Raw genomic sequence first — 26,216 nt, 5'->3', positions numbered from 1 at the left:
CGTCACCCCCCTGAACGCGAGGCTCGTTGCCTGATCGATACATACTCCACAGACAAAAGGGCCTCGCGTCCTCAGGTCGGCTCAGTTCATCGTCGCGCCGATGGTCGTGCTCCCGGTCGTCAGGAAGGTGGTCGCGGGCAGCGAGCCGTCCGACTTGCGGGCGTTGTAGCAGGTCGAGGCGTCCGTGGAGACGAAGGACGGGGTCGAGATGCCGGAGTCCCAGTTGTTGCCGGACGAGGTGACCGAGGAGCCCTTGGAGACCGCCGCGCTGCCGTTGCTCACGGCGAGGTTCTTGCCGAGCTTGGCGGAGCTGGTGGCGAAGTAGTAGCCGTACTTGCCGTTGGCGTAGGCGGTGGTGCGGTTGATGACGATCGCGCCCTTGTTGGAGTTCTCGGTGAAGCCGTTGCCCGCGTCGTCCCAGGCCGCGGAGTTGTTGATGACGTGCGCGACGACCTCGCCGTCGCCGCCGAGCTTGTAGCCGTTGCCGTCGCCCGCGAACGCCGAGTCGCCCCAGCGGTTCTTGCCGTTGCCGAAGGACCAGGTGTGCTCGACGGTGACGGGCGAGGAGAAGGACCAGAAGTCGATGCCGTCGTCGGAGTTGTTGTAGAGGCGGGCTCCTGTGATCAGGTTCCCGGTGCCGGAGCCGAACTTCACGGCGACGCCGTCCGCGTTCTCGCCGTGGTTGGCTGGATCGTAGTTGCCGTAGGAGTCGATGTTCTTGACGGTGTTGTTGACCGTGCCGTCGCCGGTGAGCGTGAAGCCGGAATCGCCGCCGTTGATGGTCTTGATGTTGCTCCACACCGTGCCGGTGCAGGACTGGCAGACGACCGCGCTGTCCGGCGAGTTCTGGAAGGTGATGCCCGAGACGTTCCAGTAGTCCGCGGTCAGCTTGAAGATCCAGTCGCCGTCGGGCAGCGACGAGCCGTCGATCTTCACGGTCTCCGAGCCGTACGGCTGGAGGGAGATCCGGCTCGACGAGGTGCCGTTGGCCGTCGACTGGAGTGTGGCCGTCGGGTAGTACGTGCCGCCGCGGACCTGGATGACGGTGCCGGCGGTGGCGTTCTTGATGGCGTTGGACAGATCGGTCGAGTTGCTGACGACCACGGTCGCGGCCTGGGCCTGGGTGGGGAGCACGGCGAGCCCGGCGCCGAAGGCCAGGGCTGCGCCGAGGGTGAGAGCGGTACGACGAGACATAGGAGTGCGGTCCTTTCGTCGTTCTGTGGGGAGGGGTTTCTTGTGGTTCTTCAGGGACGCCAGTCGCCGAGGTAGCCGGCGGGGGTGTGCAACGCGGCCTCGGATTCGGTGAGTTGGGGCCGGTTTTCGGGAACGGTGATCACGGCGCCCGGCCCGGTGTTGCGGTACTCGCGAAAGCGCATGGACTGCCAGGGGTAGGCGTCGCGCATGTTGGTGTAGGGGGTGACGGGGTCGATCCCGGACCCGATGGAGGTGTCCCGGACGACGAGGGACGGCCAGGCGGTCGTCTCGTACGACGGGACCCAGGGCCGGGCCAGCCTGTACGCCGCGTCCTCGGCACCGGAGGTGATGCGCGAGCGGACGGCGAGGATGCCGTGCGGGTTGGCACGGGCCGTTGAGGGGGCGAAGACCATGCCCTTGGGCGTGAAGGTCACGTCCCGTTGCAGGGTGTGGAAGTGGCAGTGCTCGAAGACGGCGGTGGCCCGGCCGAAGACGAAGTCGACGTCGCCCTCGATGTAGCAGTGCCGGAAGTACTGCCGGTCGAAGACGTCGAGCGCGGTCGTGTCGACGAAGAGGGTGTCCTGATGAGCCAGCAGCCGGACGTTGTCGAAGTGCGTCCGGTCGCCGCTGGTGTAGGCGGCCACCGCCTGCGTGCCCGTGATGTCCGGGTGGTCGGCACGCAGCCAGTCGTTGGCGAGCGTCAGGTCGCGGACGGTCAGGCCGGGCGCCGCCGAGGTGAAGGTGGCGGAGCCCGCGGTGCCGTAGGTCGTGCCGTCGGCCTTCCTCGTGCCGTTCGCGTGGTCGAAGACGATGACGACGTCGCGCGGGTCGCACGTGGCACCGCGAACGGTCAACTCCGCCTTGTCCGCAGGAATGTTGACGACCTCGCGGTACGTTCCCGGGTGCACGACGACGGTCCAGCCGCTGCCGTCGACGGCGTCCACCGCGGCCTGCACGGATTCGCCGGGACGGACGTGGAGCGTACGTCCGCGCTCGCCCGCGAAGGCGGGGGTCGTGCCGACGGCGACGAGCCCTCCGGCGATCCCCGTCAGCAGGGTGCGTCGGTTCATCTCAGCACCTCTCCCACGGGGTCCAGTCGCCGAGGTAGGCCTCGCGGATCGCCGACTCGGCCTCCTCGTCGGCGAGTTGGGGCCGGTTGGCCTGGACCGTGACGACGGCACCGGGGCCGGTGTTGCGGTACTCGGCGAACCGCTGGTTCTGCCACGGGTAGGTGTCCGACATGTTGGTGTAGGGCGCGACCGCGTCGATGCCGGGGCCGAGAACGCTGTCGCGCACGGTGAGCATCGGGCGGGCGGTGGTGTCCGAGCCGGGCACCCAGGGGCGGGCGAGCTTGTAGTACGCGTCCGGCGCCTCGCTGCTGATCCGGCTATGGGTCACCAGGTAGCCGCGCGGGTTGGCGACCGCCGTGGACGGGGCGAACACGAAGCCGTACGGGGCGGCGGCCAGGTCGGTGCGGTTCAGCGTACGGAAGTGGCAGTGCTCGTAGACGGCGGTGGCCCGGCCGAAGACGAAGTCGACGTCACCTTCGACGTAGCAGTGTGCGAAGTACTGGCGGGCGAAGGTGCCGAGTGCCATCGAGTCGGCGTAGAGCGTGTCCTGATGCCCGAGGAAGCGGCAGTGCAGGAAGGCCGAGCGGTCGCCCTGCACCTTGATGGCGACGGCCTGGGTGCCGGTGATCTCGGGGTGGTCGGCGCGCAGCCAGTCGTTGGCGAAGGTGATCCAGCGGGCGGTGAATCCGTCGGCCTGCACGGTCGTGGTCGCGGAGCCGGTCGTGCCGTAGGTGCCGCCGCCGGGCTTGGGTGTCCCGCCTGCGTGGTCGAACACGACGACGACGTCGTGGGGGTCCTCGGAGGCGCCGATCCACGTCATCTCCGTCGCCGTGGCGGCGACGGCGACGGTCTCCCGGTAGGTGCCGGGGGCGAGGACGAGCGTGTACCCGCTGCCGGCCGCCGCGGTCACGGCGGCTTGGACGCCTGTGAAGTCACCGGTGCCGCCCGCGTCCACGTACAGCGTCCGCTCGGTGAGGCGGGCGGACGGCGAGCCGTAGCGCCCGAAGCGGGAGCGCGGGCGCGTCGCGGCGCGGGCGGGCGCGGGGGCCGCGAGGCCGAGCGCCAGCGCGGCGCCGGCACTCGCGACCAGGAAGGTTCTGCGGTCCATGGCTGCCCGCACGGTCAGCAGACCTTTCCGGCACCCGCGCGGTGGTCGACGATGCCGGGAACGGCCTTCGGCGCGTCGACCTTCGTGCGCAGCGTCGGCGTCCAGCCTGCGCCCGACTGCAGGGTCTCGGCCGGGATCTCCGCGTTGTGCACGGCGATGAGGTCGGTCGGCGCACCGTTGACGTAGTTGTCGGCGGCGGTGACCGGCGCCTCCTTCCACTTCTTCAGGATCGACCCGGCCTTCACCCCGTCGGGCAGTGTGAACGCGTTGTGCTCGGCGACGAGTTGGGACTCCATGCCGATGCCGTAGCTGTAGGCGAACCCGGCGTCGGCGACGAAGTGGTTGTTGTACGAGTCGACCTGGCCGAAGCGGACGCGCGGCGCGCGCTCCACCAGGTTCGAGAACAGGTTGTGGTGGAAGGTGACCTTGAGGTGGCCCCGGTCGACGGCGGCGGTGGACGCGCTGTCGCTGTTGCCGATCAGGATCGTCTTGTCGTGGTCGGTGAACACGTTCCACGAGGCGGTGACGTAGTCGGCGCCCTTGACGATGTCGAGTTCGCCGTCGTGCTGCTCGTAGATCCGGCCGAAGTAGCTGGGCAGCGAGCTGTCGGGGTGGTCGCCGTCGGTGAACGTGTTGTGGTCCAGCCAGACATGGGTGGAGCCGTAGACGACCGCGCTGTCGTACTCGGAGTTCCAGTTGCCGACGGCCGTGTCGGTCGGGTCCCACTGCGGGAAGCAGTCGAGGGGGCTCTCGAAGGCGAGGTTGCGGACGATGACGTTGTCGACGGCCTTGATCTGCAGGCTGGCGCCCTTGAACCCGGCGTTCCCGCCGACGCCGATGATGGTGGTGTTGGCGGGGACGTTCGCCTTGATGGCCGTGTCCTGGTTGGCGGCGGAGGCGGCCCGCGCGTCCTCCTGAGGGCCGCTGACCTCGGTGTCGTAGCCCCACACGGCCGGGTCGTAGTCCGCGAGGTACTGGGCGAAGTCGTACCCGTCGGCCGCGAAGGAGTCACAGCCCTCGGCGTTGGCGTCGATCGTGCCCTTGACCTTGATGATCTTCGGGGCGGTGCCGCCGTCCTTGAGCGCGGCCTTGAACCCGGCCCAGGTGGTGACGGTGTACACATGCGCGGCGTCGGCACTCGCGCCGCCGGTGGTGCCGGTGCCGTAGGAGCCCCAGCCGTCGTTCGCGGAAAGGGTCTGGCGGGCCACGTCCGCGGACGGGGCGGCCTGGGCGGACTGGGCGGTCACGGACAGCACCAGGGCGGTGCAGCCGATCAGCGCGGCGGCCTTTGTAATGACATGCTCATGCCATATCTGTGTGTTCACTGTGCGGCTCCTCTTTCGACTTCAGTGGGGCTGACGCGGGTGGAACTCCAGTGGGGGCTTACGGGGTGGTGCCTTCGGACCGAGGGGACCTACGGGGTGGTCCCCTCGAGCCAGGTGATCCACGACTCGGGGATCTCGTCGTCGAGGCGCCGCACGTCCCGGGGCCCGAGCACCCGGCGGTGCAACAGCCCGGCCGCGACGAGCCGGGCCACGGCGATCGCGCCGGGCGGGTTGAAGTGCGTGTTGTCCTGCTCGGTCGCGGTCCAGTTGAAGTACTTCTTGGTCTCCTCGACACCGAGCTTCTGCCACAGGGCGAGCGACAGGGCCTGGATGTCGAGCAGCGCCACACCCTCCTCCGCGGCGAGGGCGCGCATCGCTGCCGGGTAGTCGCCATGGGTCGGCACGGCGTTGCCGTCCGCGTCGAACCTCCTGCGCTCGACGGGGGTGGCGAGCACCGGCCGGGCACCGCGGGCCCGCGCTCCGTCGACGTACTGGCGCAGATAGTCCTGGTACGTCGTCCAGGGCTCGGTGTAGCGCGTGGGGTCGGCGCTCTTCTCGTCGTTGTGCGCGAACTGGATCAGCAGGAGGTCGCCGGGCCGGATCGCTTCGAGGATGACGTCGAGCCGCCCCTCGTCGACGAAACTCTTCGAACTGCGCCCGTTCACCGCGTGGTTGGCGACTTCCAGGCCCTGGCCCAGGAAGAAGGGAAGCGCCATGCCCCACCCGGTCTCGGGCTTGGCATCGGTGTACTTCTGGGCGGCGGTGGAGTCACCTGCGATGTAGAGGGTGCGGTGCCGTCGAGGAGCGGGCGCCGCGAAGGCGGGCGCCGAGGCCGCGACGGCGAGAGGGACGGCGGCGAGGGCCGCGGTGGTGACCTGTCTGCGGGTAAGTGACACGCCGGTGTGCCTTTCAGCAGAGGGTGCGGAAGTTGGGTCAGGGGCGCGGGGCTGTATCGACATGCGGCTCCGCCGCGCGGGCGCGATCAGCCAGGGACCGGCCCGCGGTCGGCAAACGACGTCAGAGACCACGGACCGATCCGCACGGCGGCAACCCCAGCGGAGCTATCCGTTCTTCTTCCAGTCGGCCTGCGCCGCGTTGAGCTGTTCGGCCAGCGTGTTCAGGAAGTCCTTCACCGACATCTTCCCGAGCAGCACCTTCTGGAAGTTCGGCTCGTTGTCGGACTTGGAAATGGTGGCCCAGTCCGGCAGGTAGTACGGCAGCTGCACGATCTTCGTGTCGCCGCCGTTCAGCGCCGCCGCCGCGAGCTTCGTCGGCTCGGACTTCTGGATCCAGGCGTCCTGCGCGGCCTCGGTGTTCGCCGGGATCTGCCCCGCCGACTCGTTGTACTTGGAGTTCTCCTCGTGCGAGACGGCGAACTCGATGAACTTCCAGGCGGCCGTCTTGTTCTTGCTGGACTTGAACACGCTCAGCCCGTCGACCGGGTTGGAGATCTGCACGCGTGAGCCGTTGTCCTGCGTCGGGCTGGGAAGACCCCTGAACTTGCCCGCGCCCAGGGCCTTCAGGTGGTCCTGGTAGGAACCGAGGTTGTGGCTCAGCATGCCGATGGTGCCGCTGTCCCACTGGGCGACCATCTTGGTGAAGTCGTTGTTGACGTCGGCGGACGGGGTGTCCTTCTTGTAGAGCGCGACGTACTTCTCCAGCGCGGCGATGTTCTTCGGGTCGTTGACCGTGGTCTTGTCGCCGTTCCAGAACGAGGTGATGCCGCTCTGGCTGTACGCCGCGTCCAGGGCCGGCGCGATGGATCCCTCACCGCCGCGGATGGTGAAGCCGAACCGGTTCTTGCCCTTGTTCGTGAGCTTGTCGGCGGCCGCGTAGAACTTCGTCCAGGTGGTCGGCGCGTCCAGGCCGGCCGCCCTGAACAGGTCGGTGCGGTACCACAGCGTGCCGTTGTTGGACGAGGTCGGAATCTGCAGGAGCTTGTCGCCGGCGCCCGCGGCCCGGCTGCTGTCGATCAGGTTCTGGCTCAGCTTGCCCTTCAGCGTGCTCTTGTCGAGCCGGCTGTCGAGCGGCTCCAGCGCGCCCTGCACCCCGATCTCGGCGAGCATCGCGGTGCCCACGCCGCCGACGTCGGGCAGCCCGCCGCCCTGGATGGCGGTGTCGTACTTGGACTGGGCGCTCGCGGCGGGAATCCCGACGTACTTGACCTTGATGTCCGGGTTCTTCTTCTCGAAGTCGGCGATGATCTCCTTCCAGATGTCGGTACGGACACCGCCGTTGTTGTCCCAGAAGGTGATCTCGCCCTTGCCGGAGCCCTCGTCGCCCTTGTCGCCGCTGCTGCCGCTGCCGTCGTCACCGCAGGCGGTGGCGGTCAGGGCGAGCACGGAGCCCAGGGCGACGGCGACGGCGGCGCGCCTGCTTCTACGGATGTTGATCTTCATTGACCGGCTCTCTTCTTCTGGATCCAACGGAGGTACGGAGGAAGTACGGGGGAGGTACGAAGTCGTGGGGGGACTCGGGGGTCAGGAGCGGGCGGTGGCGTACGGCGCCCAACCGTCCGTGCCGAGGCTTTTCTGCGGCCCGGAGAACCGGGTCACCAGTGCGGGGACGGCTGCCGCCGGGTCGAGACGGTAGGCGTAGAAGTCGTGCGGGTCGAAGGCCGTCCCCCACGCGTCCCGGCGCCCGGTGGTGTTCCTCAGGATGGAGCCGCGCTGCACCAACTCGGCGGTGGCGTCCGCCTGGTAGGGGTGCTGGACCCCGTCGTAGTAGCTGTTCTCGATGACCATCCTGGTGTGGCCGCGCGACCAGCTGCCGTACGTCCACACCGGATCGCCGTCGGCCACCTGGTCGGTGAAGTAGTTGTTGTACAGGTGCGCGTAGGCGCAGTTGTCGGCGGACGGGTTGCGCTGCTTGGTGCCGCTGAACAGGTTGTGGTCGATGGTGATCTGCGTGGTGACGTTGGGCGTCCAGCCGATCCCGAACGCCTTGTTGTGGTGCGTGAACTGGTTGTACGAGACGGTGATGTACTGACTGTCCTTGCGGATGTCGAGCAGCCCGTCACCCATGTGCGTGAAGCGGTTGTGGTCGATCCACACGTGGTCGACTGTGTCCATCTGGATCGCGTCGAAGTCGGTGGTCTTGCCGTCCCAGTCGCCCTCGACGTACGAGTCGCGGATCGTCAGGTTGCGGATGATCACGTTGTGCGTGCCGGGGTTGAGGTGCAGCTCGCCGTGGACGATCTCACCGGTGTCGCCGACGCCGATGATCGTCTTGTCGGAGGCCACGACGATGTCCGACCCGAAGGGCTCGACGTCGATCGCCCCCGATATCCGGATGACGTACGGCTCCTCGGCGGCCGCGTACCGGGCCAGCGAGGCCTGGTCGGTGACGGTGACGACCTTGCCGCCCGCGCCGCCGGTGGTGCCGCCGTCGAGGGAGGCGAAGCCGTGCGGGCGGTCGGAGAGCCGGACCGCCGCCGTGACCTGCGGCTCGGTGGAGGCTTTCGCCTCCCCGATCGCACCGAGGCTCAGGGCGGCCACCAGGCCGATCACGGCGGCCAGGACCTTGCCGCGACCCGGTCTCGGCAAGCGCTTGCTATGAAGGTGCTGCGTCATTGCGGCTCCCAGAAGGCATAACAGGCATACGGATGGCAGGAGTTGACCCTCAGGGGGTCGCGGTGATGCGGAACTGCGTGAACGTGGCCGCGCCGGCGTGGCCCCCGCCGACGGGCGCGAGCGCGAAGAGCCCGAGCAGGGCGCCGACCCAGCGCCAGGGGGTGGCGGCGAAGACGGGGCCCGAGCGGCCCCGGCCGTCACCGACGTCGTAGGAGAAACGGCAGCGCGCCCCCGCGCCGATCTCGATCCACAGCCGGGCCCGCCCCTCGGGCGCGAGCCGCGGAGGTGCGGCGTCCCGTTCCCGGTCGGCGACGGACTCGGCGAACCGGTGCACGAGCTGCACAGACCCGTCGCTCCCCCGCTGGAGCCCGATCCAGCTGAACGCATCGCCCAGCACGGCGAGTCCGGCCCGGGCGCCGGCCTCCTCGCTGTGCAGCCGCAGCTCCACCTCGACGGTGCAGGGGGTACCGGGCAGTCGCTGGGTGAGGACGCCCGGCAGCTTGCGCAGGTCGTCCGCGTCCGCCGTCCTCACGCAGGTCAGCCGCAGTCCGTCCGCCGAGTGATGGGTGGCCCAGCCGTCCTGCGGGTTGGCGGTCCACTGCCACTGGCGCCCGTAGCGGCCGCCGGGGAACCCGTCGTCGGTGGCGGGTGCGGAGAGCGGCTGCCGCGGCAGATCCGGCTTCCTGTGTACGGCGACGGGGGCGCCCTCGTCGCCGAGCACCGGCCAGCCGCCGGTGTCCCAGCGCATCGGCTGGAGGTGGACGACCCGCCCGTAGGCGCCCCTGGCCTGGAAGTGCAGGAACCAGTCCTCGCCGGTCTGAGTGCGCACCCAGCCGCCTTGGTGAGGGCCGTTGACGTCGGTGTCGCCCTGCTCCAGCACGATCCGTTCCTCGTACGGGCCGAAGAAGCCGCGCGAGCGGAAGGCGCCCTGCCAGCCGGTCTCCACTCCCCCGGCGGGCGCGAGGATCCAGAACCAGCCGTCGTGCCGGTAGACCTTGGGGCCTTCGAGCGTGAACCACCCCGGTATCAGGTCGCCGTCGACGATCACCTTGCCCTCGTCGAGCAGTCCGGTGCCGTCGGGCCGCATGCGATGCCCGGTGAGCCGGTTCTTGACCCCGGAGCGGGACTTGGCCCAGGCGTGCACGAGATACGCCTCGCCGGTCTCCGCGTCCCACAGCGGGCAGGCGTCGATGAGCCCCTTGCCGGCCTTGACGAGGTGCGGACGGGTCCACGGTCCGCGTATCTCACGGGCGTTGACCTGGAAGACGCCCTGGTCCGGGTCGCCCCAGAAGATCCAGAACCGGTCGTCGTGGTGGCGCAACGAGGGTGCCCAGACCCCGCAGTCGTGCCGTGGCTTCCTGAACTCGGCGGCGGGCTCCAGGAGTTGGAGCGCGTGCCCGACGAGGGACCAGTTCACCAGATCGCGGGAGTGCAGCAGCGGCAGGCCCGGCGCCCGGCCGAAGCTGGAGGCGGTCATGTAGAAGTCGTCGCCGACGCGCAGGACGTCGGGGTCGGACCAGTCGGCGTCGAGGACGGGGTTGCGGTAGGTCCCGTCCCCCAGGTCGGACGAGGCGATCACGGGCTCACCGCCTTGCGGACGAGAGCCGCCGCCCCGGCCCGGTCGAGACAACCGTCCGCGACGACGGTGACGATCCGGCGTACGACGGTCTCCCCGGCCGGAATCGGCAGCCGCTCACCGTGGGCGAGCGACGAGCCGACGCCCGGGTACTCCGCGGTACGCACGAACCACGGGTCGCGGCGGGTGGGTTCGGTGGCGCCGGCGAAGACGAGCGTCCAGGTGGCGCCCGCCAGGGCGAGCCAGTCGGCGCGATTGCCGTGCACCGCCTCCTCGCCCTCGGCGGCGGCGGTGAACACACGCGGCTCCCCTGCCTCCTTGCGGGCCCGCCAGAAGAAGCCGCCGTATGCCGCGCCCAGGCGCCCGTTCGTCGCGGGGCTGCCGATCGACAGGTCATCTGCTGTGGTGTTGGTGAGCGAGAAGGTGAAGTCCAACGCCCAGGCGGACTCGGTGAGTTCGGTCGCGGCGACGGTGCGCCGCTCGCGCAGCAGCTCGCCGCCCGCGGCCATCCAGCGCAGCTCCTCGACGAAGCCGTCCGGGTCGCGCAGCTGGAAGGCGGTGTGCCGCTGCGCGCCGTGGTTGTCGAGCTCGGTGGGGCCCTGACCGCGCACATAGGTGCGGCCGCCCCAGAAGTTGTGCCCCTCGACGTCGGGTACGGCCACACCGACGCCGAGGTGGTGTATGTGGTCGGCGGGGCTGAGTTCGGTGACAGCCGTGCCGGCCAGGGTGGTGACGGGGTGCAGGTGGGGGCGCGGGGAGAGCCTCGGCGGCAGTTCGGGCCGGGTGATGTAGCGGCCGACCGGGCGGCCCGCGACGAACAGGACGAGCGACTCGTTGTTCATCGGGTGCTCACCTCGCCGCGCAGAGCCTGCGTCGCCGACCGCGGTGCGGCCCCCGGGAGCGCCCAGCGGGCGCCCAGCTCGGAGTAGAGGGTGAGGGTGTCGGCGGCAGCCGCGACGAGTCCGTCGATGCCGGGGACGACACGGCGACTCTCACCGGTCGCGTACCGCCAGGCGTCGGCGGGCAGCGCCACCGGGTCGGGCGCCTGCCGGATCGCTTCGACGACCTTCATGAAAGCGCCCGTCGCGTCGGGTTCGACCAGCAGTGCGGTGCCGTCCGTCAGATGTCCGACGAGGTTCTCCAGCAGGTCCGTCCTGCCGTACTCGATCTCCTCGGGGCCGTGCCCGGAGCGCTGGACGAGCACGCGGTCCTGCTTGTACCAGAAGGTGATCCGCCCGCGGCTGCCGTGCACGACGACGTACGGCTCGCCCGGCTGCTCGGCGCAGAGGGTCGCGGCGACGGTGACGCGTCCGCCGTCCTTCGTCGTCACGCGGACGCAGGAGGTGTCGTCGGACTCGATGTCGTTGGCGCGCAGCAGCTCGGTCTCGATCCCGGCGACGTCCTCGGCGCGGGTGGAGCCGTGCAGCGCGAGGGCGGTGGCCACGGCGTGCGCGAGGGGGTTGGTCAGCACCCCGTCGATCACGTCGGCCCCGTTCAGACGCCGCCGGCCCGCCCAGGGCGCCCGCCGGTAGTACGCCTCGTCGCGCGCCCAGGCCCCGGCGCCGCCGATCCCGGTCACCGTGCCGAGCGCGCCCTCGGCGATCAGCTGCCGGATCGCGGGCACGGCTTGCGAGCCGAGCGACTGGAAGCCGATCTGGCAGACCACTCCGGCGGCGGCCACTCCGTCGGCCATCCGCCGGAACTCGGCGTACGACGGCGCGGGCGGCTTCTCCAGCAGCAGGTGTACGCCCTTGCCGGCCGCGACGAGCGCGAGGTCGGTGTGGGTGGGGATGGGCGTGCAGATCACGGCGACCGCGGCGCCGGTGGAGTCGAGGAGGGCGCCGAAGTCGGCGGACTGCTCCACCGCGTCGAAACCGTCCAGCTCCTCCTCGCTCAGCGGAGTCAACTCGCAGATGCCCGCGAGCCGTACGAGGCCCTTGTGCTGGAGGCGGCGGATGTTGTCCAGATGCCAGCGGCCGTGGCCGCGGGCGCCCGCGAGCACGAGGGACAGTGGTGTGGTGGTCATGGGATCCTCCCCGCGCCCGCTCCGCGCTCGACGTCGTGGTCGGCCTGCCGGGCACTGTCGATCCGGCCGTGGAGCGGGGGCGTCCAGCCGACGTCGGCGGTCAGGTCGCGCTCGCTGCCGGAGTTGTATGCGTTGTAGATGGACAGCAGGTCGACGGGGAAGCCGTTGAAGAGCGTCCCGGTCTGGTGCAGGGCCGTGCCGTTCCAGCTCTTCACGAGATCGGCGACCTCGACGTGGGCCGGCGTGGTGAAGGCGTTGTTCTCGGCGTAGACCACCGACTCGGTGGAGACGCCCAGCGAGTAGCGGTATTCGGAGCCTTCGGGCACGACATACCGGTTGTTGTACACGTGGACCTGGCCGAACCGGACGCGCGGCGCGCGCTGCACGACGGACTCGAACTCGTTGTGGTGCAGCGTGACACGGAGCTTGCCGCGGTCACCGGTCGCCGAGTCGCTGTTGCCGATGAGCATCGCCTTGTCGTGGTCGGCGAACCGGCTCCAGGAGACGGTGACCAGGTCGGAGCCGCCGGTGATGTCCAACAGCCCGTCGTGGCGCAGGTAGTTGCGTGCGAAGTAGAAGGGCTCCTCGGCGTCCGGGTGCCCCTTGTCGCTCGCGGTGATGTGGTCGACCCACACATGGGTGGCGCCGCTGAGCCACAGGGTGTCGTACGACGTCTTCCAGTCGCCGAGGCCTCCGGTGTTGGGCTGCCAGACGGGGAAGCAGTCGTAGGCGTCACGGAGTTCGAGGTTGCGGACGATGACGTTGTCCGCGTTCTTGACCTGGAGGCTCGCGCCCTTCAGTACGGCGTTCTTGAGGCCGACGATCGTGGTGTTGGAGCCGACGAGCAGTTCGACGCGGGAGGCCTGGGCTGCGGCGGACGCCTGGCGGGCCTCCTCCTGGGGGCCGCCGGGCTTGGCGGAGCCCCAGGTGCGCGGGTCGTGGGCGGCCAGGTACTTCTTGACGGTGTAGCCGCCGGTCGCGTAGTCGTCGCAGTCCAGGTGGTGGCCGTCGTCGTCCGTGTTGGCGTCGATCGTCCCCGCGATCTTGATGATCTTCGGGGTGGCACTGCCGCCGTCGAGGGCGCGGACCAGCTCGGCGCGGCTCGTCACGGTGTGGACGTGGGCTTCATCGGCGGCGGCGCCTCCGGTGGTGCCGCCGCCGGCTGCGGCCCAGCCGTCGTCCGCGGCCAGGGTGTCACGGCTGATGTCACGGGCGTCGGCGCCGGCCGGGACGCCCAGGGCGAGCCCCAACAGGCCGGTGACTGCGGCGACTTGGAGGATCCTTCTCATCCCTTCACCGCCCCTGCGCTGAAGCCGGTGATCAGCCACTTCTGGATGAAGGCGAAGACGATGACGACGGGTACGGCGGCGATGATGCCGCCCGCGGCGAGCGCGCCCAGGTCGACGCTGTCCGCGCTCATCAGGGTGTTGAGGCCGACGGGGATGGTCTGCTTGCTCTGGTCGCTGAGGAACATCAGGGCGAACAGGAAGTGGTTCCAGGCGTGCACGAAGGCGAACGAGCCGACAGCGATCAGCCCGGGCCGCAGCAGCGGGAGCACGACGATCCGGAACGCCTTGAAGCGGTTGCAGCCGTCGACCCAGGCGGCCTCCTCCAGCGACGGCGGGACGTTCCTGATGAAGCCGCTGATCAGGATCATCGACAGCGGCAGCTGAAAGACCGTCTCGGCGATGATGACACTGCCCAGCGAGTTGATCATCTGCAGCTTGGCGAAGATCTGGAAGAGCGGCACCAGCATCAGGGCGCCCGGCACGAACTGCGAGCAGAGCAGCGCCAGCATGAAGGCACGCTTGATCCTGAAGTCGAAGCGGGCGAGTGCGTATCCGCCGGCCAGCGCGATGACGGTGGTCATCACGAGGGTGGCGACACCGATGAGCACGCTGTTCTGGAAGTAGGTCCCGAAGCTCCGCTCGGTCCACACCTTGTCGAAGTGCTCGAAGGTCATGGGCCACGGCACGAGCGAGGTCGAGCCGGTCGGGCGCAGCGCGAACAGCAGGATCCAGTAGAAGGGGATCAGGGTGAAGAGCAGGTAGATCGAGAGCGGGAGGTAGATCTGCCAGCGCGGGACCTCGTCCCAGGCGCGCCGGTTCTTGCGCGAGCTGTGCCGGGGCGCCTCGGCCACCGGGGCGGGTACCGCCGGAGCGTCGCTGATCTCGGCGTCCTTGGTGATCACTTGTCTCCACCTCCGAACTTGCTCAGCCGCAGGTAGACGATCGAGCAGAAGAGCAGAATCACGAACGCGACGGTGGTCAGGGCCGACGCGTAGCCGAAGTTGTGTGCCTCGACACTGGTGTTGGCGACGTAGAGCGGAAGCGTGGTCGTCTCGCCCGCGGGTCCGCCGCCGGTCAGGGTGTAGAGCAGGTCGACGTTGTTGAACTCCCAGACCGCGCGCAGCAGCGTCGACAGGACGATGGCGTCCTTCAGGTGCGGCAGCGTGATGTGCAGGAACTGCTTGAGACGGCTGGCGCCGTCGACCTCGGCGGCCTCGTAGAGATCCTTGGAGACGGACTGGAGGTCGGCGAGGATCAGGATCGCGAAGAAGGGGACACCGCGCCACAGGTCGGCGACGATGGCGGCCGGGAAGACGGTGGAGGGGTCCGACAGCCAGCTGGTGCCGTACTCGCCGATGCCCATGTCGGCCAGGTAACGGGTGATGCCCGTCTGGGAGTTGTAGAGCAGCACCCAGATCGCAGAGGTCAGCACGCCGGAGACGGCCCACGGCGAGAACACCATGGCGCGGCCGACGGCCCGTCCCACGAAGGTCTGGTTGACGATGAGGGCGAGCGCGAGCCCGAACAGCAGCTGCAACCCGACTTCCGCCACGACCCACTTGGCGCTGAAGGTCAGCGTGTCCCAGAACTGGGGGTCGTCGGTGAAGGCGTGCACGAAGTTGTCGAAGCCCACGTAGCCGTTGCGCCACGGCTTGGTGGGGTTGTAGTTGCGCAGGCTGTAGTAGAAGACGCTGATGACGGGGTAGGCGATGAAGCCCAGCATCAGCAGGCCCGCGGGGGCGATCAGCAGATACGGGAGCTTGCGGGGCGTCGCGGAGCCACGGCGCCGCCGGGGTGGCGCGGGCTGTTTCGCCACGGCTGCGGCTTGGGCCATGACTCTTCTCCGTTCTCGTGCGAGTGAAGCGCTTTCCGAGCATCGTTCGATATCTCGGCCAAAAGAAAGGGCGACCGAGGATGTTCGTTCAGCCCGCGTACGGGTCCTGGACCTTGCCGGGCCGCGCGAGGAACTCGAAGTCGCAGCCGGTGTCCGCCTGGGCGATCTGCTCGTTGTAGAGCGCCCCGTAGCCGCGCTCGTACCGCTCGGGCGGCGGCGTCCACTCCGCCCTGCGCCGCTCCAACTCCGCGTCGTCCACGTTGAGTTGGAGCGACCGTCCCTCGACGTCGAGGGTGATCGTGTCGCCGGTCCGCACCAGGGCGAGCGGTCCGCCCACGTACGACTCCGGTGCCACGTGCAGCACACAGGCGCCGTAACTCGTGCCGCTCATCCGGGCGTCGGAGATCCGCACCATGTCCCGTACGCCCTGCTTGAGCAGGTGGTCGGGGATCGGGAGCATGCCGTACTCGGGCATGCCGGGGCCGCCCTTGGGTCCGGCGTTGCGCAGCACCAGGACGCTGTCCGCGGTGATGCCCAGCTCCGGGTCGTTGATGGTCCGCTGCATCGCCCGGTAGTCGTCGAAGACAACTGCGGAACCGGTGTGCTTGAGCAGGTGCGGTTCGGCGGAGATGTGCTTGATGACGGCGCCGTCGGGGCAGAGGTTGCCGCGCAGGACGGCGACGCCGCCCTCGCTCGCGACGGGGTTGTCCCGGGTGCGGATGACGTCGTCGTTGTGCACCTGCGCGGTCGAGAGCTGTTCGCGCAGGGTGTCGTGGGAGACCGTCGGGCGGTCCAGGTGCAGCAGGTCGGTGATCCGGGACAGGAACCCGGGGAGGCCGCCGGCGAAGTGGAAGTCCTCCATCAGGTACGTCTGCCCGCCGGGCCGTACGTTGGCGAGCACCGGCACGGTCCGCGCGATGCGGTCGAAGTCGTCGAGCGTGAGGGTGACGCCGGCGCGGCCCGCCATGGCGATCAGATGGATGACGGCGTTCGTCGAGCCGCCGAGGCCGAGGACGGTCGTCACGGCGTCCTCGAACGCCTCTGCCGTCAGGATGTCCGACAACTTCCGGTCCTGGCGCACGAGTTCGACGATCCTGAGCCCGGCGGCCGCGGCCATGCGGTCGTGCCCGGAGTCGACGGCGGGAATGCTCGACGCCCCCGGCACGGTCACCCCGAGCGCCTCGGCGGCGGCGGTCAGCGTGGACGCCGTACCCATGGTCATGCAGTGCCCCGGCGACCGGGCGAGCCCGCTCTCCAGCTCGGTCATCTCGCAGTCGCCGATGAGTCCTGCGCGCTTGTCGTCCCAGTACTTCCACATGTCGGTGCCGGAGCCGAGGACCTCGCCTCGCCAGTGACCGGGCAGCATCGGCCCGGCGGGCACGAAGACGGCGGGCAGATCGACACTCGCCGCACCCATCAGCAGCGCGGGCGTCGACTTGTCGCAGCCGCCCATGAGCACGGCGCCGTCCACCGGATAGGACCGCAGCAGTTCCTCGGTCTCCATCGCGAGCATGTTGCGGTAGAGCATCGGGGTCGGCTTCTGGAAGGTCTCGCTGAGCGTGGAGACCGGGAACTCGAGCGGGAAGCCCCCGGCCTGCCACACTCCCCGCTTCACGGCCTGCGCACGGTCGCGCAGGTGGACGTGGCACGGGTTGATGTCACTCCAGGTGTTGAGGATCGCGATGACCGGCTTGCCGAGGTGCTCCTCGGGCAGATAGCCGAGCTGCCGCGTCCGGGCCCGGTGACTGAAGGAGCGCAGCCCCTCTGTGCCGTACCACTGGTGGCTTCTGAACTCCTCGGGGCTCTTCATATGGACCACCCGGCCGCGATGGCGGCGACTTCGGCCCGCTCGTCCTGCGGCAGCGGCTTGCTCGGGGCGCGCACGTCGCGGCGGCACAGGCCGAGCGAGGCGAGCGCCTCCTTCACCACGGTGACGTTGTTGGCGGAAGCGTTCGCGGCGCGGAGTTCCTCGAAGCGGCGGATCTGCTCCCAGACCTTCATGGCGGCCGGGTAGTCGCCGGATCGAAGCGCTTCGATCATGTTCAGCGAAACGGACGGGGCGACGTTCACCAGCCCCGAGGTGAAGCCGGTGGCACCGGCGGAGAAGTACGAGGGCGCGTACGGCTCGGCGAGCCCGGCCACCCACACGAACCGTTCCAGACCCGCGTCCCGCGCGAAGGCGGCGAAGCGCGCGGCGTCCGGCACGGCGTACTTCACGCCGACGACATTGGGGCAGTGGTCGGCGAGTTCGGCGAGCCGGGCGCCGCTGAGCTGCGCGTTGCGGATGTAGGGGACGACGCCCAGCTCGGGCACGGCCTCGGCGATCGCCCGGTGGTAGTCGACCCAACCCGCCTCCGACACATACGGATGGACGGGCTGATGCACCATCACCAGCTCCGCACCATGCTCGCGGGCGTGCCGCGCCGAGGCGACGGCGGTCGGCACGTCATGCCCGACGCCGACCACGACGGCGGCCCTCTCCCCCGCCTCCTCGATGGTCAACTCCGTGACGAGCTGCCGCTCTTCGGGAGTCAGGGCGTAGAACTCGCCGGTGTTGCCGTTCGGCGTGAGGGTCCTGACACCTCCGTCGAGCAGCCGACGCAGCAGGGCCCGGTGGGTGTCGCGGTCGATCGACCCGTCCTCGGCGAACGGAGTCACGGGGATGGCCACGACCTCGGCGAGTGCCGCCCGCTGGGTCTCGTACGTCGCTGTCATTCCTGTCCATCCTCTTCCTGGGCCCCGGGGAAGGCCCGTTGCACGAACGACGCGATGTGGGCGTGCAGGGCGGCGGCGGCACCGTCGGCGTCGCCTTCGAGGGCGAGCCGCAGGATCTCCCGGTGCTCGGTGGCCTCGCGCTCCCAGGAGGGATTCGCGGCCCACGCCACGGCGGACACCAGGGCGGCCTGGTCCCGCACCTCGTCGAGCATGCGGCCGAGCAGCGGATTGCCGCAGGTCACGTACAGGGCGCGGTGGAACTCCCGGTTGGCCAGGGAGCGTTCGGCGGTGTCGGAGGCCTCGTCGGAGCGGCCGAGCGCGTCGCGCGCCGCGTCCAGGGAGGACCCGCGGCGCACCGCCCGCCGCAGCGCCTCGGGTTCGAGGAGCAGCCGTACGTCGTACACCTCGCGCGCCATGTCCGCGTCCACCATGCGCACCGTGACGCCCTTGTACTGGTTCATCACGACGAGCCCGGTGCCGGCCAGGGTCTTGAGCGCCTCGCGGACGGGTGTCTTCGACACACCGAACTGCGCGGCGAGCTCGGTCTCGACAAGAGCCTGCCCAGGGGTCAACTGCCCCGTGAGGATGCGGTGTTTGATCCCCTCCAGCACGAACTGCGTGCGGGACGGGATCGGGGTGGGCACAGAGGTCATGCGCGCCTCTCGGATCTCGCGGCCGGATCACGAGTCAGATGACGTGTATCTGATCTCGCGTATCGCGTCTCATATATGACGTACGAAGTACGACGCGTTGAAGGTAGGAGCGGCGCCGTGTTTCGTCAATGCTTCTGACAAACGAAGTCGGAGTTGCGTTCAGACGGCGCGCGTCTCACCCACGCGGGCGGCGGCGGTGGGCCCGCCAAAGGCCTTGGCCGCACGGATGGTTGCCACCTCGACGGTGAGCGTGGGCCCGACATGGGTGACGAGCAACTCCGTCGCCCCCGCCAGTCGCGCGGCGGCCCCGGCCTCCTCCGGAGTCAGGTGCACCTGTTCGCCATCGCGATGCTCGTCGATGTCGGCCTCGCACAGGAACAGGTCGGCGCCACCGGCGAGTCGCAGGAGCGCGTCGCAGGGCCCGCTGTCCCCGGAGTACACGAGCGTCCGCCCCGCGCACTCGGCCCGCAGCCCGTAGGCCTCCACGTCGTGCAGCACGGCACGGGAGGTGAGGAACAGGTCGCCGTGCCGGGCGGTGTGCCCGTCGTGCAGCGTCCTGAAGTCGAGAACCCCGCTCAGGAACCCGGCGTCCGGACGCCCGAAGAACCCGGCGAGGCGCTGGGCGCAGTCGGCGGGCGCGTACACGGGAATGGGCGCGGCCGGGGTGAGCCCGCCGTACGCGAGCCCGTACACGGCGGACAGCAGATCCCCGCAGTGGTCCGCGTGCAGATGCGAGATCCAGATCGCGTCCAGTCGCGCCGGATCCGTGTGCCTCTGCAACTCGGCGAAGCTCCCCGGCCCGGCGTCGACCCACACTTCGGCGCCTCCACCGCTCAACAGATAGCCCGAGCACGGCAGTCCGGGCTGCGGGTGCGGGGAGGCGGTGCCGAGGACGGTGAGGGCGAGAGACATGCGGGGAGCGTACGAAAACCCTCCGGGCGGCGCCTCCGTATTACCTGAGGGCTCGCTCGGAGGCCCGCGTCACTCGAAGAGGCACTTGGATGCTCGCTACGCCTTCCAGTGGGGGTCGCGCCCGCTGAGCCCGATCACCCGGTCGAGGAGGGGCGCGTCGTCCGGCACGGACACGACGGGCCCGAAGAGACCACGGCTGGCCCCCGGCTCCGCGGCCGCGGCGGCCAGGAAGCCGTACGTCGCCTGCAGCGCGGCCGGCTCGGGCTCGTACTCCTGCCCGGTGGCCCGCGCGAGATCCCAGCCGTGCACCACCAGCTCGTCGGCCGCGACGGCACCACCGACGGCGCCCGGCAGGGTCACCCCGCCCGCCCGGGTCATACCGGTCCAGGCGTCGGGGTCACGCCAGGCCTCGGCGAGCTCGTCGAGCGCCTGCGGCAGGGTCTCGCGCCAGCCGGGCGCGATGTCCGGCACGGACGCCTGCGGACTGGTGTCCGTCGTGGCCCCCAGATCCTTGCGCCCGGCGTCCCGGAAGGCGACGGCCAGCCCGCCCAGATGCCCCAGGATGTGGTGCACCGCGTACTCCGGACACGGAGTCACGTTTCCCAGCTGCTGCTCCGTCACGTTCTCCGCAAGGCGCGCCACGATCAGGGCCTGCGACCCGAGGTCGAGGGTCTTCTCGCTCATCCGCTTCTCCTCAGAGTTCGTCTCCACTCATGAGGCAGACCCGAAACGCGCCCGGAACTCATCGCTCCCGGACGACACGGAAACACACCGCACGTCCCCGAGGCCGCTTAGGCCGCATGCAGCAGCGGCGCGGGCATCCCGCCGGGCGCGAGCAGATGCTGAATCTGCCCCGCCCCCCAGCCTGCCCCGGGAGATCCCATGCCGCTGCCCCGCGTCCCGCACCTGCGCCTGCCGGCCGGTGCCCTACTGGCCGTCGCCTGTCTGGCCGGCCCGGTCTGCGCACCGGCCGACGCGTCCCCGGCCGACACCTCCTCGGCTCATACCGCCTCGACCGGCGCCGACAGGGACCACACCCTGCACAAACAGCTCGACCAGCTGGTGCACGCTCCGGACGGTCCGCCCGGTGTCATCGCCGTGCTCCAGCGGGGCGACGAGTCGCGGATCGTGCGGGCGGGGGTCGCCGACCTCGACAGCGGCCGGCCCGTCGAACCGACCGACCACATGCGTATCGCCAGCACGGCGAAGGCGTTCAGCGGCGCCGTGGCACTGCGGCTCGTGGACCGGGGCGCGCTCGGCCTCGACGACACCATCGGGCGACGGCTGCCTGAGCTGCCGAAGGCTTGGCACGCGGTGTCGCTGCGTCAACTGCTGCAGCACACCAGCGGTCTGCCGGACTACAGCAGGAGTCCGGAGTTCGGCAGGATCATCACCGCCGATCCGCACCACCGCTTCGACTCCCGCCGCCTGCTCGACTTCGTGGCCGGCGAACCGCTGCTGTTCCGACCCGGCTCGCGGTACCAGTACTCCAACTCCGACAACATCGCCGTCGCGCTGATGGCCGAAGCGGTCACCGGCCGACGCTACGAGCAGCTGCTGCGCCGGATCGTCGACCGTCCGCTCGGCCTGCACCGCACCAGCCTCCCGCAGGGCTTTGAAATGCCGGAACCGTACATGCACGGCTACGACGTCCAGCCGTCGGCCGCGCCCGAGGACGTCAGCGAGCTGATCGGCGCCTCGGGAGTGTGGGCGTCGGGCGGAATCGTCTCCACCCCGAAGGACATGACCAGGTTCATCCGCGGCTACGCGAGCGGGGCGCTGATCTCGCCGTCGACCCTGCACGAGCAGCGCCGCTGGATCGACGGCGCCTCGGAGCCGGCCGGCCCGGGAAAGAACAAGGTGGGGGCCGCGATCTTCCGCTACGCCACGCGATGCGGGGTCGTCCTGGGCCACACCGGGAACACCCCCGGCTACACCCAGCTGATCGCCGCGACCCCCGACGGAAGCCGGTCACTGACGTTCTCCCTCACCACCCAGGTGAACCAGGCATCGAAGCCGCAGCTGCTGAAGAAGCTCCGCGAAGTGGAGGAGAACTTCGTGTGCGCGCTGCTGCGGGACTGACCGCCTGACGCCTGGCCGCTGCCAAGCCCTGTGCGTTTGTAGGGCACATGCCCGATCCCCGGACGGCCGCCTTAGCACCACGATCACCTGCCATGACATGGACGGTGACGCGTGTTCTCAGGGACCGCAACGCGGGTTTGTACCTGGCCGGGGTGGTGGTCTCCGGCTTCGGCTCGTCGGCGATGTGGCTGACGTCGGGCATCTGGGTCAAGGACCTGACGGGCTCCGACGGCCTCGCGGCCCTCTGCACCTTCGCCCTCTGGGCTCCGACGCTCATCGCCCCGCTCCTGGGCACGGTGGCGGACCGCACCCGCCGCCGCCCGCTCCTCATCCTCACGAACCTGGCCCTGGCCGGACTCCTGCTGACCCTCTTCGCCGTCGACAGCCCGGGACGGCTGTGGATCCTCTTCGCCGTGCTCCTGGTGTACGGGGCCGGGGGCGTCGTCCACGACGCGGCGGAGTCGGCGCTGATCGCCTCGGCCGTAGACAAACGCCTCCTCGGCGACTTCAACGGGCTGCGCATGACGGCCAACGAGGGCATGAAGCTGGTGGCCCCGCTCGCCGGCGCGGGCCTGTACGCGGCGTACGGCGGCGCGCGGGTGGCGCTGCTGGACGCGGTCACGTTCGCACTGGCGGCCGGCCTGTACGCCATGCTGCGCGTCCACGAGCCCCCGCCTCCCCGGGACACCGCGGCCTGGCGCGAGCGGACGGCGGCGGGCGTCCGCTTCCTGCGGGGCCACCGCCACCTGCGGCCGCTGGTGACGGCCGGCGCCGGCACGATGCTCTGCGCCGGGGTCAACGGGGCGGCGATCTACGCCGTCGCCGAGGGCCTCGGGCACAGCCCCGCGTACGTCGGTCTCCTCTACGTCGTCCAGGGCGCCGGGTCCGTGGCCGTCGGCCTCGCCGCGGGGCCCCTCATGCGGCGCCTCGGCGAACATCGCTTCGCGGCGTACGGCATCGCCCTCACGGCGGTGGCCGTGGCGCTGCGCGCGGTGCCCTGCGACGCGGTGGTCCTCGCGTGCAGCGCGGCCGGGGGCGTCGGTCTCCCCTGCGTCCTCATCGCCACCTTCACCGCGGTCCAGCGGGAGACTCCGGCGGAGCTGGTCGGGCGTACCGCCGCCACCGCGAACACGCTGCTCTTCGCGCCGAACGCCGTGGGGCTGGCCCTAGGCGCGGCCCTCATCGAACTCCTCGACTACCGCCTCCTCCTCCCCCTCCTGTCCCTCACCGCCCTGACAACCCTCCGACCCCTGCTGCGCAACGGCGGGGTGCCCGTGGGGTAGCCGCCCGGGCGGGCAAACCCCGGTCACCCCTTGTTTCCTTGTCACCCGGGGTCGGTGCTGAGCGGGGGTGGGCCGCGCAACTCGGCGCTATCGAGGCGCCGCCTGCGCCCACCCGTGCCGCCCCAGCGGCACGATTGCCCGCAGGTAAGACAGCCCGCAGCCGCCCACGCACGGAAGGGGCCGTGCCGGTACATCAAATGCCCGTCGCGTACGTGGTCAGAGCGAAGTCGAACTGATCCGGCGAACAGAGGTGACCACGTACGCGACGGGCGGATGTACCGACACGGCCCCGACCCCCCACCGGCGGCAGGCGACACGGACCTCAGCCCGGATCAGCCCACCCCAGCCAGCACAGACCGCACACCCTCCAGGTCCGCATCCGACGCCAACCCGGCGTGATACAGCCGAAGTTCCGTAGCACCCAGGGCCGCCGCACGCGAGGCGTCGGACGCGAGCATGCCCGGCCGGCCCCCCATCCCGGAGACGACGGTGAAGTTGGCGGCGAGGACGGCGCCATCGGCCCCCGCTTCCGCGAACGGCGCCAACAGCGACGCCCCACCGGTGCACGGCACGACCACCCCGTCCGCCACGGAGAGGATGTGCCCCGGCTCGACACCCGCGTTGGCCCCGCAGTGGTAGGACACGGGATCCGCATGCAGCACCACCTGGAACCCGCCCGGCGCAGCCGCCCGCACAGCCGCGACCGCCGCCTCCTGAAGCCCCCGCGCAACCCCGTCACGCCACGCGCGCGTGCCCCCCGCCACCTCACCCCCGAGCAGCTTCTCGACCCCCGCCCAGCCCCCGTCGGACGGCGCCCCCCGCCACACGGACTCCAACGCCTCCCGAACGGCGGCGCCCAACGCCTCCCCGGCAACCCCGTGTTCCGCATAACCGTCGAGGCACACCGCACAGAAGCACAGCGACATCAGGTACTGCCCCGCGTCCCCGAGCCCCACCCCGCCGATCTTGTCGTGCCCGTGCAGATGGGCCAGCCCGTACCACCCCAGCGACTCCAGCTCCGTACCCCGGGCTCCGGGCCGCACCCCGGCCTCCACCGCGAGATCGACCAGGTACGCGCGCGTGGCGGGCTGCGCGATGCACGGCGCCCACGGATACCGGTCCCCGTACGCGTTGACCACGGAGGTCTGCGGAAACTCCTCCCCCATACGGGAGTTGTGCGCGAGGACCACCCAGGTGTGCACCTCGAGCCCGGCCTCGCCGAGCGCGGCGGCGGCCTCACCGTAGGCGTCCCCGGGCGCCCACCCGCCCGCCGCGTACGGCCGCAACGCCCGCCCCTCCCACCGCTCCTCGTCGACCGGATACAGCACGGCCGCATGGGACGCGGTGACGATCCGGTGCCGGGGATGCCGTGGGGTCAGCGCCCGGGTGGAGTGGTACGCGGACGCGAGGGTCACCTGCTGAACGCCGAGCGAGGCGATGCGCGAGGCGGCGTCGGGGTCGCCGTTGACGTCCCAGGGATAGACGAAAGCGGACGCCTTCACATCCCCTCCTTCTGGAGCTGGAGGAGCGCGTACCCGCGCTCGATCAACTGCGCGAGCTGCTTCACATGCTCCTCGGCCGGTTCATGCAACGGCGGCCGCACCTCTCCCACGTCGAGCCCCCGCAACCGCACCCCGGCCTTGACCAGCGAGACGGCGTACCCGCGCCCCTGCGCGCGCAGGTCGACGAAGGGCCGGTAGAACCCGTCGAGCAGCTGGTTCACGACCGCGTCCCCGGCATCGTCCCCGGCGTTGAGGGCCTGATGGAAGGCCAACGCGATCTCGGGCGCGAAGCAGAACACGGCGGAGGAGTACAACGTGATCCCGATGCCCCGATAGGCGAGCCCGGTCAGTTCCGCGGTGGGCAACCCGTTGAAGTACAGGAAGTCCCCCGGGACTTCGCTGCGCACCGCACTCACGATCCGCTGCATCAGATCAAGATCGCCGACGCCGTCCTTGAACCCGATGACCCCCTCCGTGCGCGCCAGCTCGACCACGGTCTCGGGCGTGAACACGGCGTTGTCGCGCTGATAGACGACGATGTCCAGAGAAGTCGCCCCGGCCAGCTCCCGATAGTGCCGCAGCAGCCCTTCCTGCCCGGCGACGACGAGATACGGCGGCATGGCGAGCAGCCCGTCGGCCCCGGCGTCCTCGGCGAGCCGGGCGTACCGGACGGCGAGCGCGGTCCCGTACCCCGCACCCGCGACGACGGGCACCCGCCCCGCCGTCTCCTCCACGGCGGCCCGCACGCAGCTCTGGAACTCCTCGGGCGTGAGCGCGTGGAACTCGCCGGTGCCGCAGCACGCGAAGACGGCGGCGGCCCCGGCGTCGACGCCGCGCCGCACATGAGCGCGGTAGACGTCGAGGTCGACGGCGCCGTCGGGGCCGTAGGCGGTGACGGGGAAGAACAGCGGCCCGCTGGGGACGCTGAGCCGGGCGGCGAGAGGGGCTGACGTCACGGGCTCTCCCTAACAGGCCTGACAGGCGCGCACGCACGGGCCGGCCCTCATGCCAGTGCACGTTTCTGATCCATGTCCATATTTCTGAACGCGCCTACGCTAAAGCGCTCTCTTGGGGCCGGTCAAGCGCACAAACGCGCGCCGCAGGAGCGGATTCCCCACCTCCACGAGACAGTGGCGCCCGCGCGCGGGACACTTGACGGACCACTGCGGCGATCCTTAGCGTGTCCAAGAATGTGAATGCCGTACACAGATGCGGCTGTTCGATCCAAGGAGACCCGAGGATGCCCGCTCCCCGCACCGTTCTGCTCACCGGCGCCGCCGGCGGACTCGGCACCCTGATGCGGGGCCTGCTGCCGCAGTACGGCTACGAGCTGCGGCTTCTCGACCTGCTCCCCATCGAGGGCGAGCCGGACGCGATCGCGGCGGATCTCGGGGACAAGGAGGCGCTGCGCGAGGCGGTCCGCGGTGTCGACGCGATCATCCACCTGGCGGGCATCTCCCTGGAGGCCTCGTTCGAGAAGATCCTCAAGGCGAACATCGAGGGGACGTACAACCTGTACGAGGCGGCACGCCAGGAGGGCGTACGCCGGATCGTCTTCGCCTCCTCCAACCACGCCGTGGGCTTCACACCGCACCCCGAGGGCCCCGCGCCGATCGCCCCGGACGCGCTGATCCCCATCGACACCCCGCACCGCCCGGACACCTTCTACGGCCTCTCCAAGTCCTTCGGCGAGGACCTGGCGCAGTTCTACTGGGACAAGCACGGCCTGGAGACGGTCTCGGTCCGTATCGGCTCCTGCTTCGCGGAGCCGACCGGCGTGCGCATGCTGTCCGTCTGGATGAGCCCCGCCGACGGCGCCCGCCTCTTCCACGCGGCCCTGACCGCCGAGGACGTACAGCACACGATCGTCTACGGCTCCTCGGCCAACACCCGCCTGTGGTGGGACCTCTCCACGGCCCGGGCGCTCGGCTACGAACCGCAGGACGACTCCGAGCCGTACGCCGAGAAGCTGATCGCGGAACACGGCGAGCTCGACTCGGACAATCCCGAGCACGCACACCTGGGCGGGCACTTCACCGTGAACCCGCCGATCTGGCCGTACTGACGCGGCGCGG

At 70.2% G+C, this 26,216-nt stretch carries 22 protein-coding genes and 1 pseudogene; 3 read left to right on the top strand and 20 right to left on the bottom strand.

What is annotated here, in order from left to right; genetic code table 11:
* Positions 1-81: 81 nt before the first annotated feature.
* The 18 genes and pseudogenes from AB5J56_RS34385 to AB5J56_RS34300 all read right to left on the bottom strand — a co-directional run bounded on the left by AB5J56_RS34385 (position 82) and on the right by AB5J56_RS34300 (position 19,958).
* Complete coding sequence (locus tag AB5J56_RS34385) at positions 82-1,194, bottom strand: pectate lyase (protein WP_369238517.1); 1,113 nt, start codon at positions 1,192-1,194, stop codon at positions 82-84.
* A 50-nt stretch (positions 1,195-1,244) separates the two neighbouring features.
* Complete coding sequence (locus AB5J56_RS34380; RefSeq protein WP_369238515.1) at positions 1,245-2,264, bottom strand: pectinesterase family protein; 1,020 nt, start codon at positions 2,262-2,264, stop codon at positions 1,245-1,247.
* Position 2,265: 1 nt separating this feature from the next.
* Complete coding sequence (locus AB5J56_RS34375) at positions 2,266-3,372, bottom strand: pectinesterase family protein (RefSeq protein WP_369238513.1); 1,107 nt, start codon at positions 3,370-3,372, stop codon at positions 2,266-2,268.
* A 14-nt stretch (positions 3,373-3,386) separates the two neighbouring features.
* Entirely contained in the window at positions 3,387-4,697 is a 1,311-nt protein-coding gene (locus AB5J56_RS34370) for a polysaccharide lyase family 1 protein (RefSeq protein ID WP_369238511.1), read from the bottom strand.
* Between the two features lie 89 nt (positions 4,698-4,786).
* The gene (locus tag AB5J56_RS34365) at positions 4,787-5,593 is read right to left on the bottom strand and encodes a rhamnogalacturonan acetylesterase (RefSeq protein WP_369238509.1); all 807 of its coding nucleotides are present in this window, start codon (positions 5,591-5,593) and stop codon (positions 4,787-4,789) included.
* A 165-nt stretch (positions 5,594-5,758) separates the two neighbouring features.
* Complete coding sequence (locus AB5J56_RS34360; RefSeq protein WP_369238507.1) at positions 5,759-7,096, bottom strand: sugar ABC transporter substrate-binding protein; 1,338 nt, start codon at positions 7,094-7,096, stop codon at positions 5,759-5,761.
* A 117-nt stretch (positions 7,097-7,213) separates the two neighbouring features.
* Positions 7,214-8,269, bottom strand: a pseudogene (locus tag AB5J56_RS34355) (polysaccharide lyase family 1 protein); the annotation flags it as partial.
* Between the two features lie 49 nt (positions 8,270-8,318).
* Positions 8,319-9,848 (bottom strand): family 43 glycosylhydrolase, encoded by a 1,530-nt coding sequence (locus AB5J56_RS34350; RefSeq protein ID WP_369238505.1) that lies wholly within the window; start codon positions 9,846-9,848, stop codon positions 8,319-8,321.
* The gene (locus AB5J56_RS34345; protein ID WP_369238503.1) at positions 9,845-10,687 is read right to left on the bottom strand and encodes a PmoA family protein; all 843 of its coding nucleotides are present in this window, start codon (positions 10,685-10,687) and stop codon (positions 9,845-9,847) included. The genes AB5J56_RS34350 and AB5J56_RS34345 overlap by 4 nt, the downstream gene beginning before the upstream one ends.
* Complete coding sequence (locus AB5J56_RS34340; protein WP_369238501.1) at positions 10,684-11,871, bottom strand: Gfo/Idh/MocA family protein; 1,188 nt, start codon at positions 11,869-11,871, stop codon at positions 10,684-10,686. The genes AB5J56_RS34345 and AB5J56_RS34340 overlap by 4 nt, the downstream gene beginning before the upstream one ends.
* Positions 11,868-13,160 carry a polysaccharide lyase family 1 protein gene (locus AB5J56_RS34335; RefSeq protein ID WP_369238499.1) on the bottom strand — a complete coding sequence of 431 codons (1,293 nt, stop codon included), beginning with the start codon at positions 13,158-13,160 and terminating at the stop codon, positions 11,868-11,870. Before AB5J56_RS34335 ends, AB5J56_RS34340 begins: the two co-directional genes overlap by 4 nt.
* Entirely contained in the window at positions 13,157-14,062 is a 906-nt protein-coding gene (locus AB5J56_RS34330) for a carbohydrate ABC transporter permease (RefSeq protein ID WP_369238497.1), read from the bottom strand. Before AB5J56_RS34330 ends, AB5J56_RS34335 begins: the two co-directional genes overlap by 4 nt.
* Positions 14,059-14,994, bottom strand: a complete 936-nt coding sequence (locus tag AB5J56_RS34325) for a carbohydrate ABC transporter permease (protein WP_369238495.1) — start codon at positions 14,992-14,994, stop codon at positions 14,059-14,061. Before AB5J56_RS34325 ends, AB5J56_RS34330 begins: the two co-directional genes overlap by 4 nt.
* 88 nt (positions 14,995-15,082) lie before the next feature.
* Positions 15,083-16,804, bottom strand: a complete 1,722-nt coding sequence (gene araD, locus AB5J56_RS34320; protein WP_369238493.1) for an L-arabinonate dehydratase — start codon at positions 16,802-16,804, stop codon at positions 15,083-15,085.
* Complete coding sequence (locus AB5J56_RS34315; protein ID WP_369238491.1) at positions 16,801-17,709, bottom strand: dihydrodipicolinate synthase family protein; 909 nt, start codon at positions 17,707-17,709, stop codon at positions 16,801-16,803. Before AB5J56_RS34315 ends, araD begins: the two co-directional genes overlap by 4 nt.
* On the bottom strand, positions 17,706-18,362 hold the full coding sequence (locus AB5J56_RS34310; protein ID WP_369238489.1) for a GntR family transcriptional regulator: 657 nt from the start codon (positions 18,360-18,362) through the stop codon (positions 17,706-17,708). The genes AB5J56_RS34315 and AB5J56_RS34310 overlap by 4 nt, the downstream gene beginning before the upstream one ends.
* Before the next feature lie 159 nt (positions 18,363-18,521).
* Positions 18,522-19,274 carry an MBL fold metallo-hydrolase gene (locus AB5J56_RS34305; protein WP_369238487.1) on the bottom strand — a complete coding sequence of 251 codons (753 nt, stop codon included), beginning with the start codon at positions 19,272-19,274 and terminating at the stop codon, positions 18,522-18,524.
* A 96-nt stretch (positions 19,275-19,370) separates the two neighbouring features.
* Positions 19,371-19,958 carry a TIGR03086 family metal-binding protein gene (locus AB5J56_RS34300; protein WP_369238485.1) on the bottom strand — a complete coding sequence of 196 codons (588 nt, stop codon included), beginning with the start codon at positions 19,956-19,958 and terminating at the stop codon, positions 19,371-19,373.
* A 198-nt stretch (positions 19,959-20,156) separates the two neighbouring features.
* Here AB5J56_RS34300 and AB5J56_RS34295 point away from each other — a divergent pair, with 198 nt between their 5' ends.
* Both AB5J56_RS34295 and AB5J56_RS34290 read left to right on the top strand, forming a co-directional pair.
* Positions 20,157-21,356 (top strand): serine hydrolase domain-containing protein, encoded by a 1,200-nt coding sequence (locus AB5J56_RS34295; RefSeq protein ID WP_369238483.1) that lies wholly within the window; start codon positions 20,157-20,159, stop codon positions 21,354-21,356.
* Positions 21,357-21,448: 92 nt separating this feature from the next.
* Positions 21,449-22,639 (top strand): MFS transporter, encoded by a 1,191-nt coding sequence (locus tag AB5J56_RS34290; protein WP_369238481.1) that lies wholly within the window; start codon positions 21,449-21,451, stop codon positions 22,637-22,639.
* A gap of 332 nt (positions 22,640-22,971) precedes the next feature.
* Here AB5J56_RS34290 and AB5J56_RS34285 read toward each other — a convergent pair whose 3' ends face one another.
* Both AB5J56_RS34285 and AB5J56_RS34280 read right to left on the bottom strand, forming a co-directional pair.
* Positions 22,972-24,141 carry a hypothetical protein gene (locus AB5J56_RS34285; protein WP_369238479.1) on the bottom strand — a complete coding sequence of 390 codons (1,170 nt, stop codon included), beginning with the start codon at positions 24,139-24,141 and terminating at the stop codon, positions 22,972-22,974.
* Positions 24,138-25,097: a 5-dehydro-4-deoxyglucarate dehydratase gene (locus AB5J56_RS34280; protein ID WP_369238478.1), complete on the bottom strand. Its 960-nt coding sequence runs from the start codon at positions 25,095-25,097 to the stop codon at positions 24,138-24,140. The genes AB5J56_RS34285 and AB5J56_RS34280 overlap by 4 nt, the downstream gene beginning before the upstream one ends.
* Before the next feature lie 284 nt (positions 25,098-25,381).
* Here AB5J56_RS34280 and AB5J56_RS34275 point away from each other — a divergent pair, with 284 nt between their 5' ends.
* A complete protein-coding gene (locus AB5J56_RS34275) occupies positions 25,382-26,206 on the top strand; it encodes an NAD-dependent epimerase/dehydratase family protein (protein ID WP_369238476.1) in 825 nt (274 codons plus the stop codon).
* Positions 26,207-26,216 lie beyond the last annotated feature (10 nt).

This window comes from Streptomyces sp. R21 (genome assembly GCF_041051975.1).
Taxonomy (GTDB): domain Bacteria; phylum Actinomycetota; class Actinomycetes; order Streptomycetales; family Streptomycetaceae; genus Streptomyces.
The sequence above is the reverse complement of the archived record's forward strand: the minus strand, read 5'-3'. Positions and strand labels throughout refer to the sequence as shown.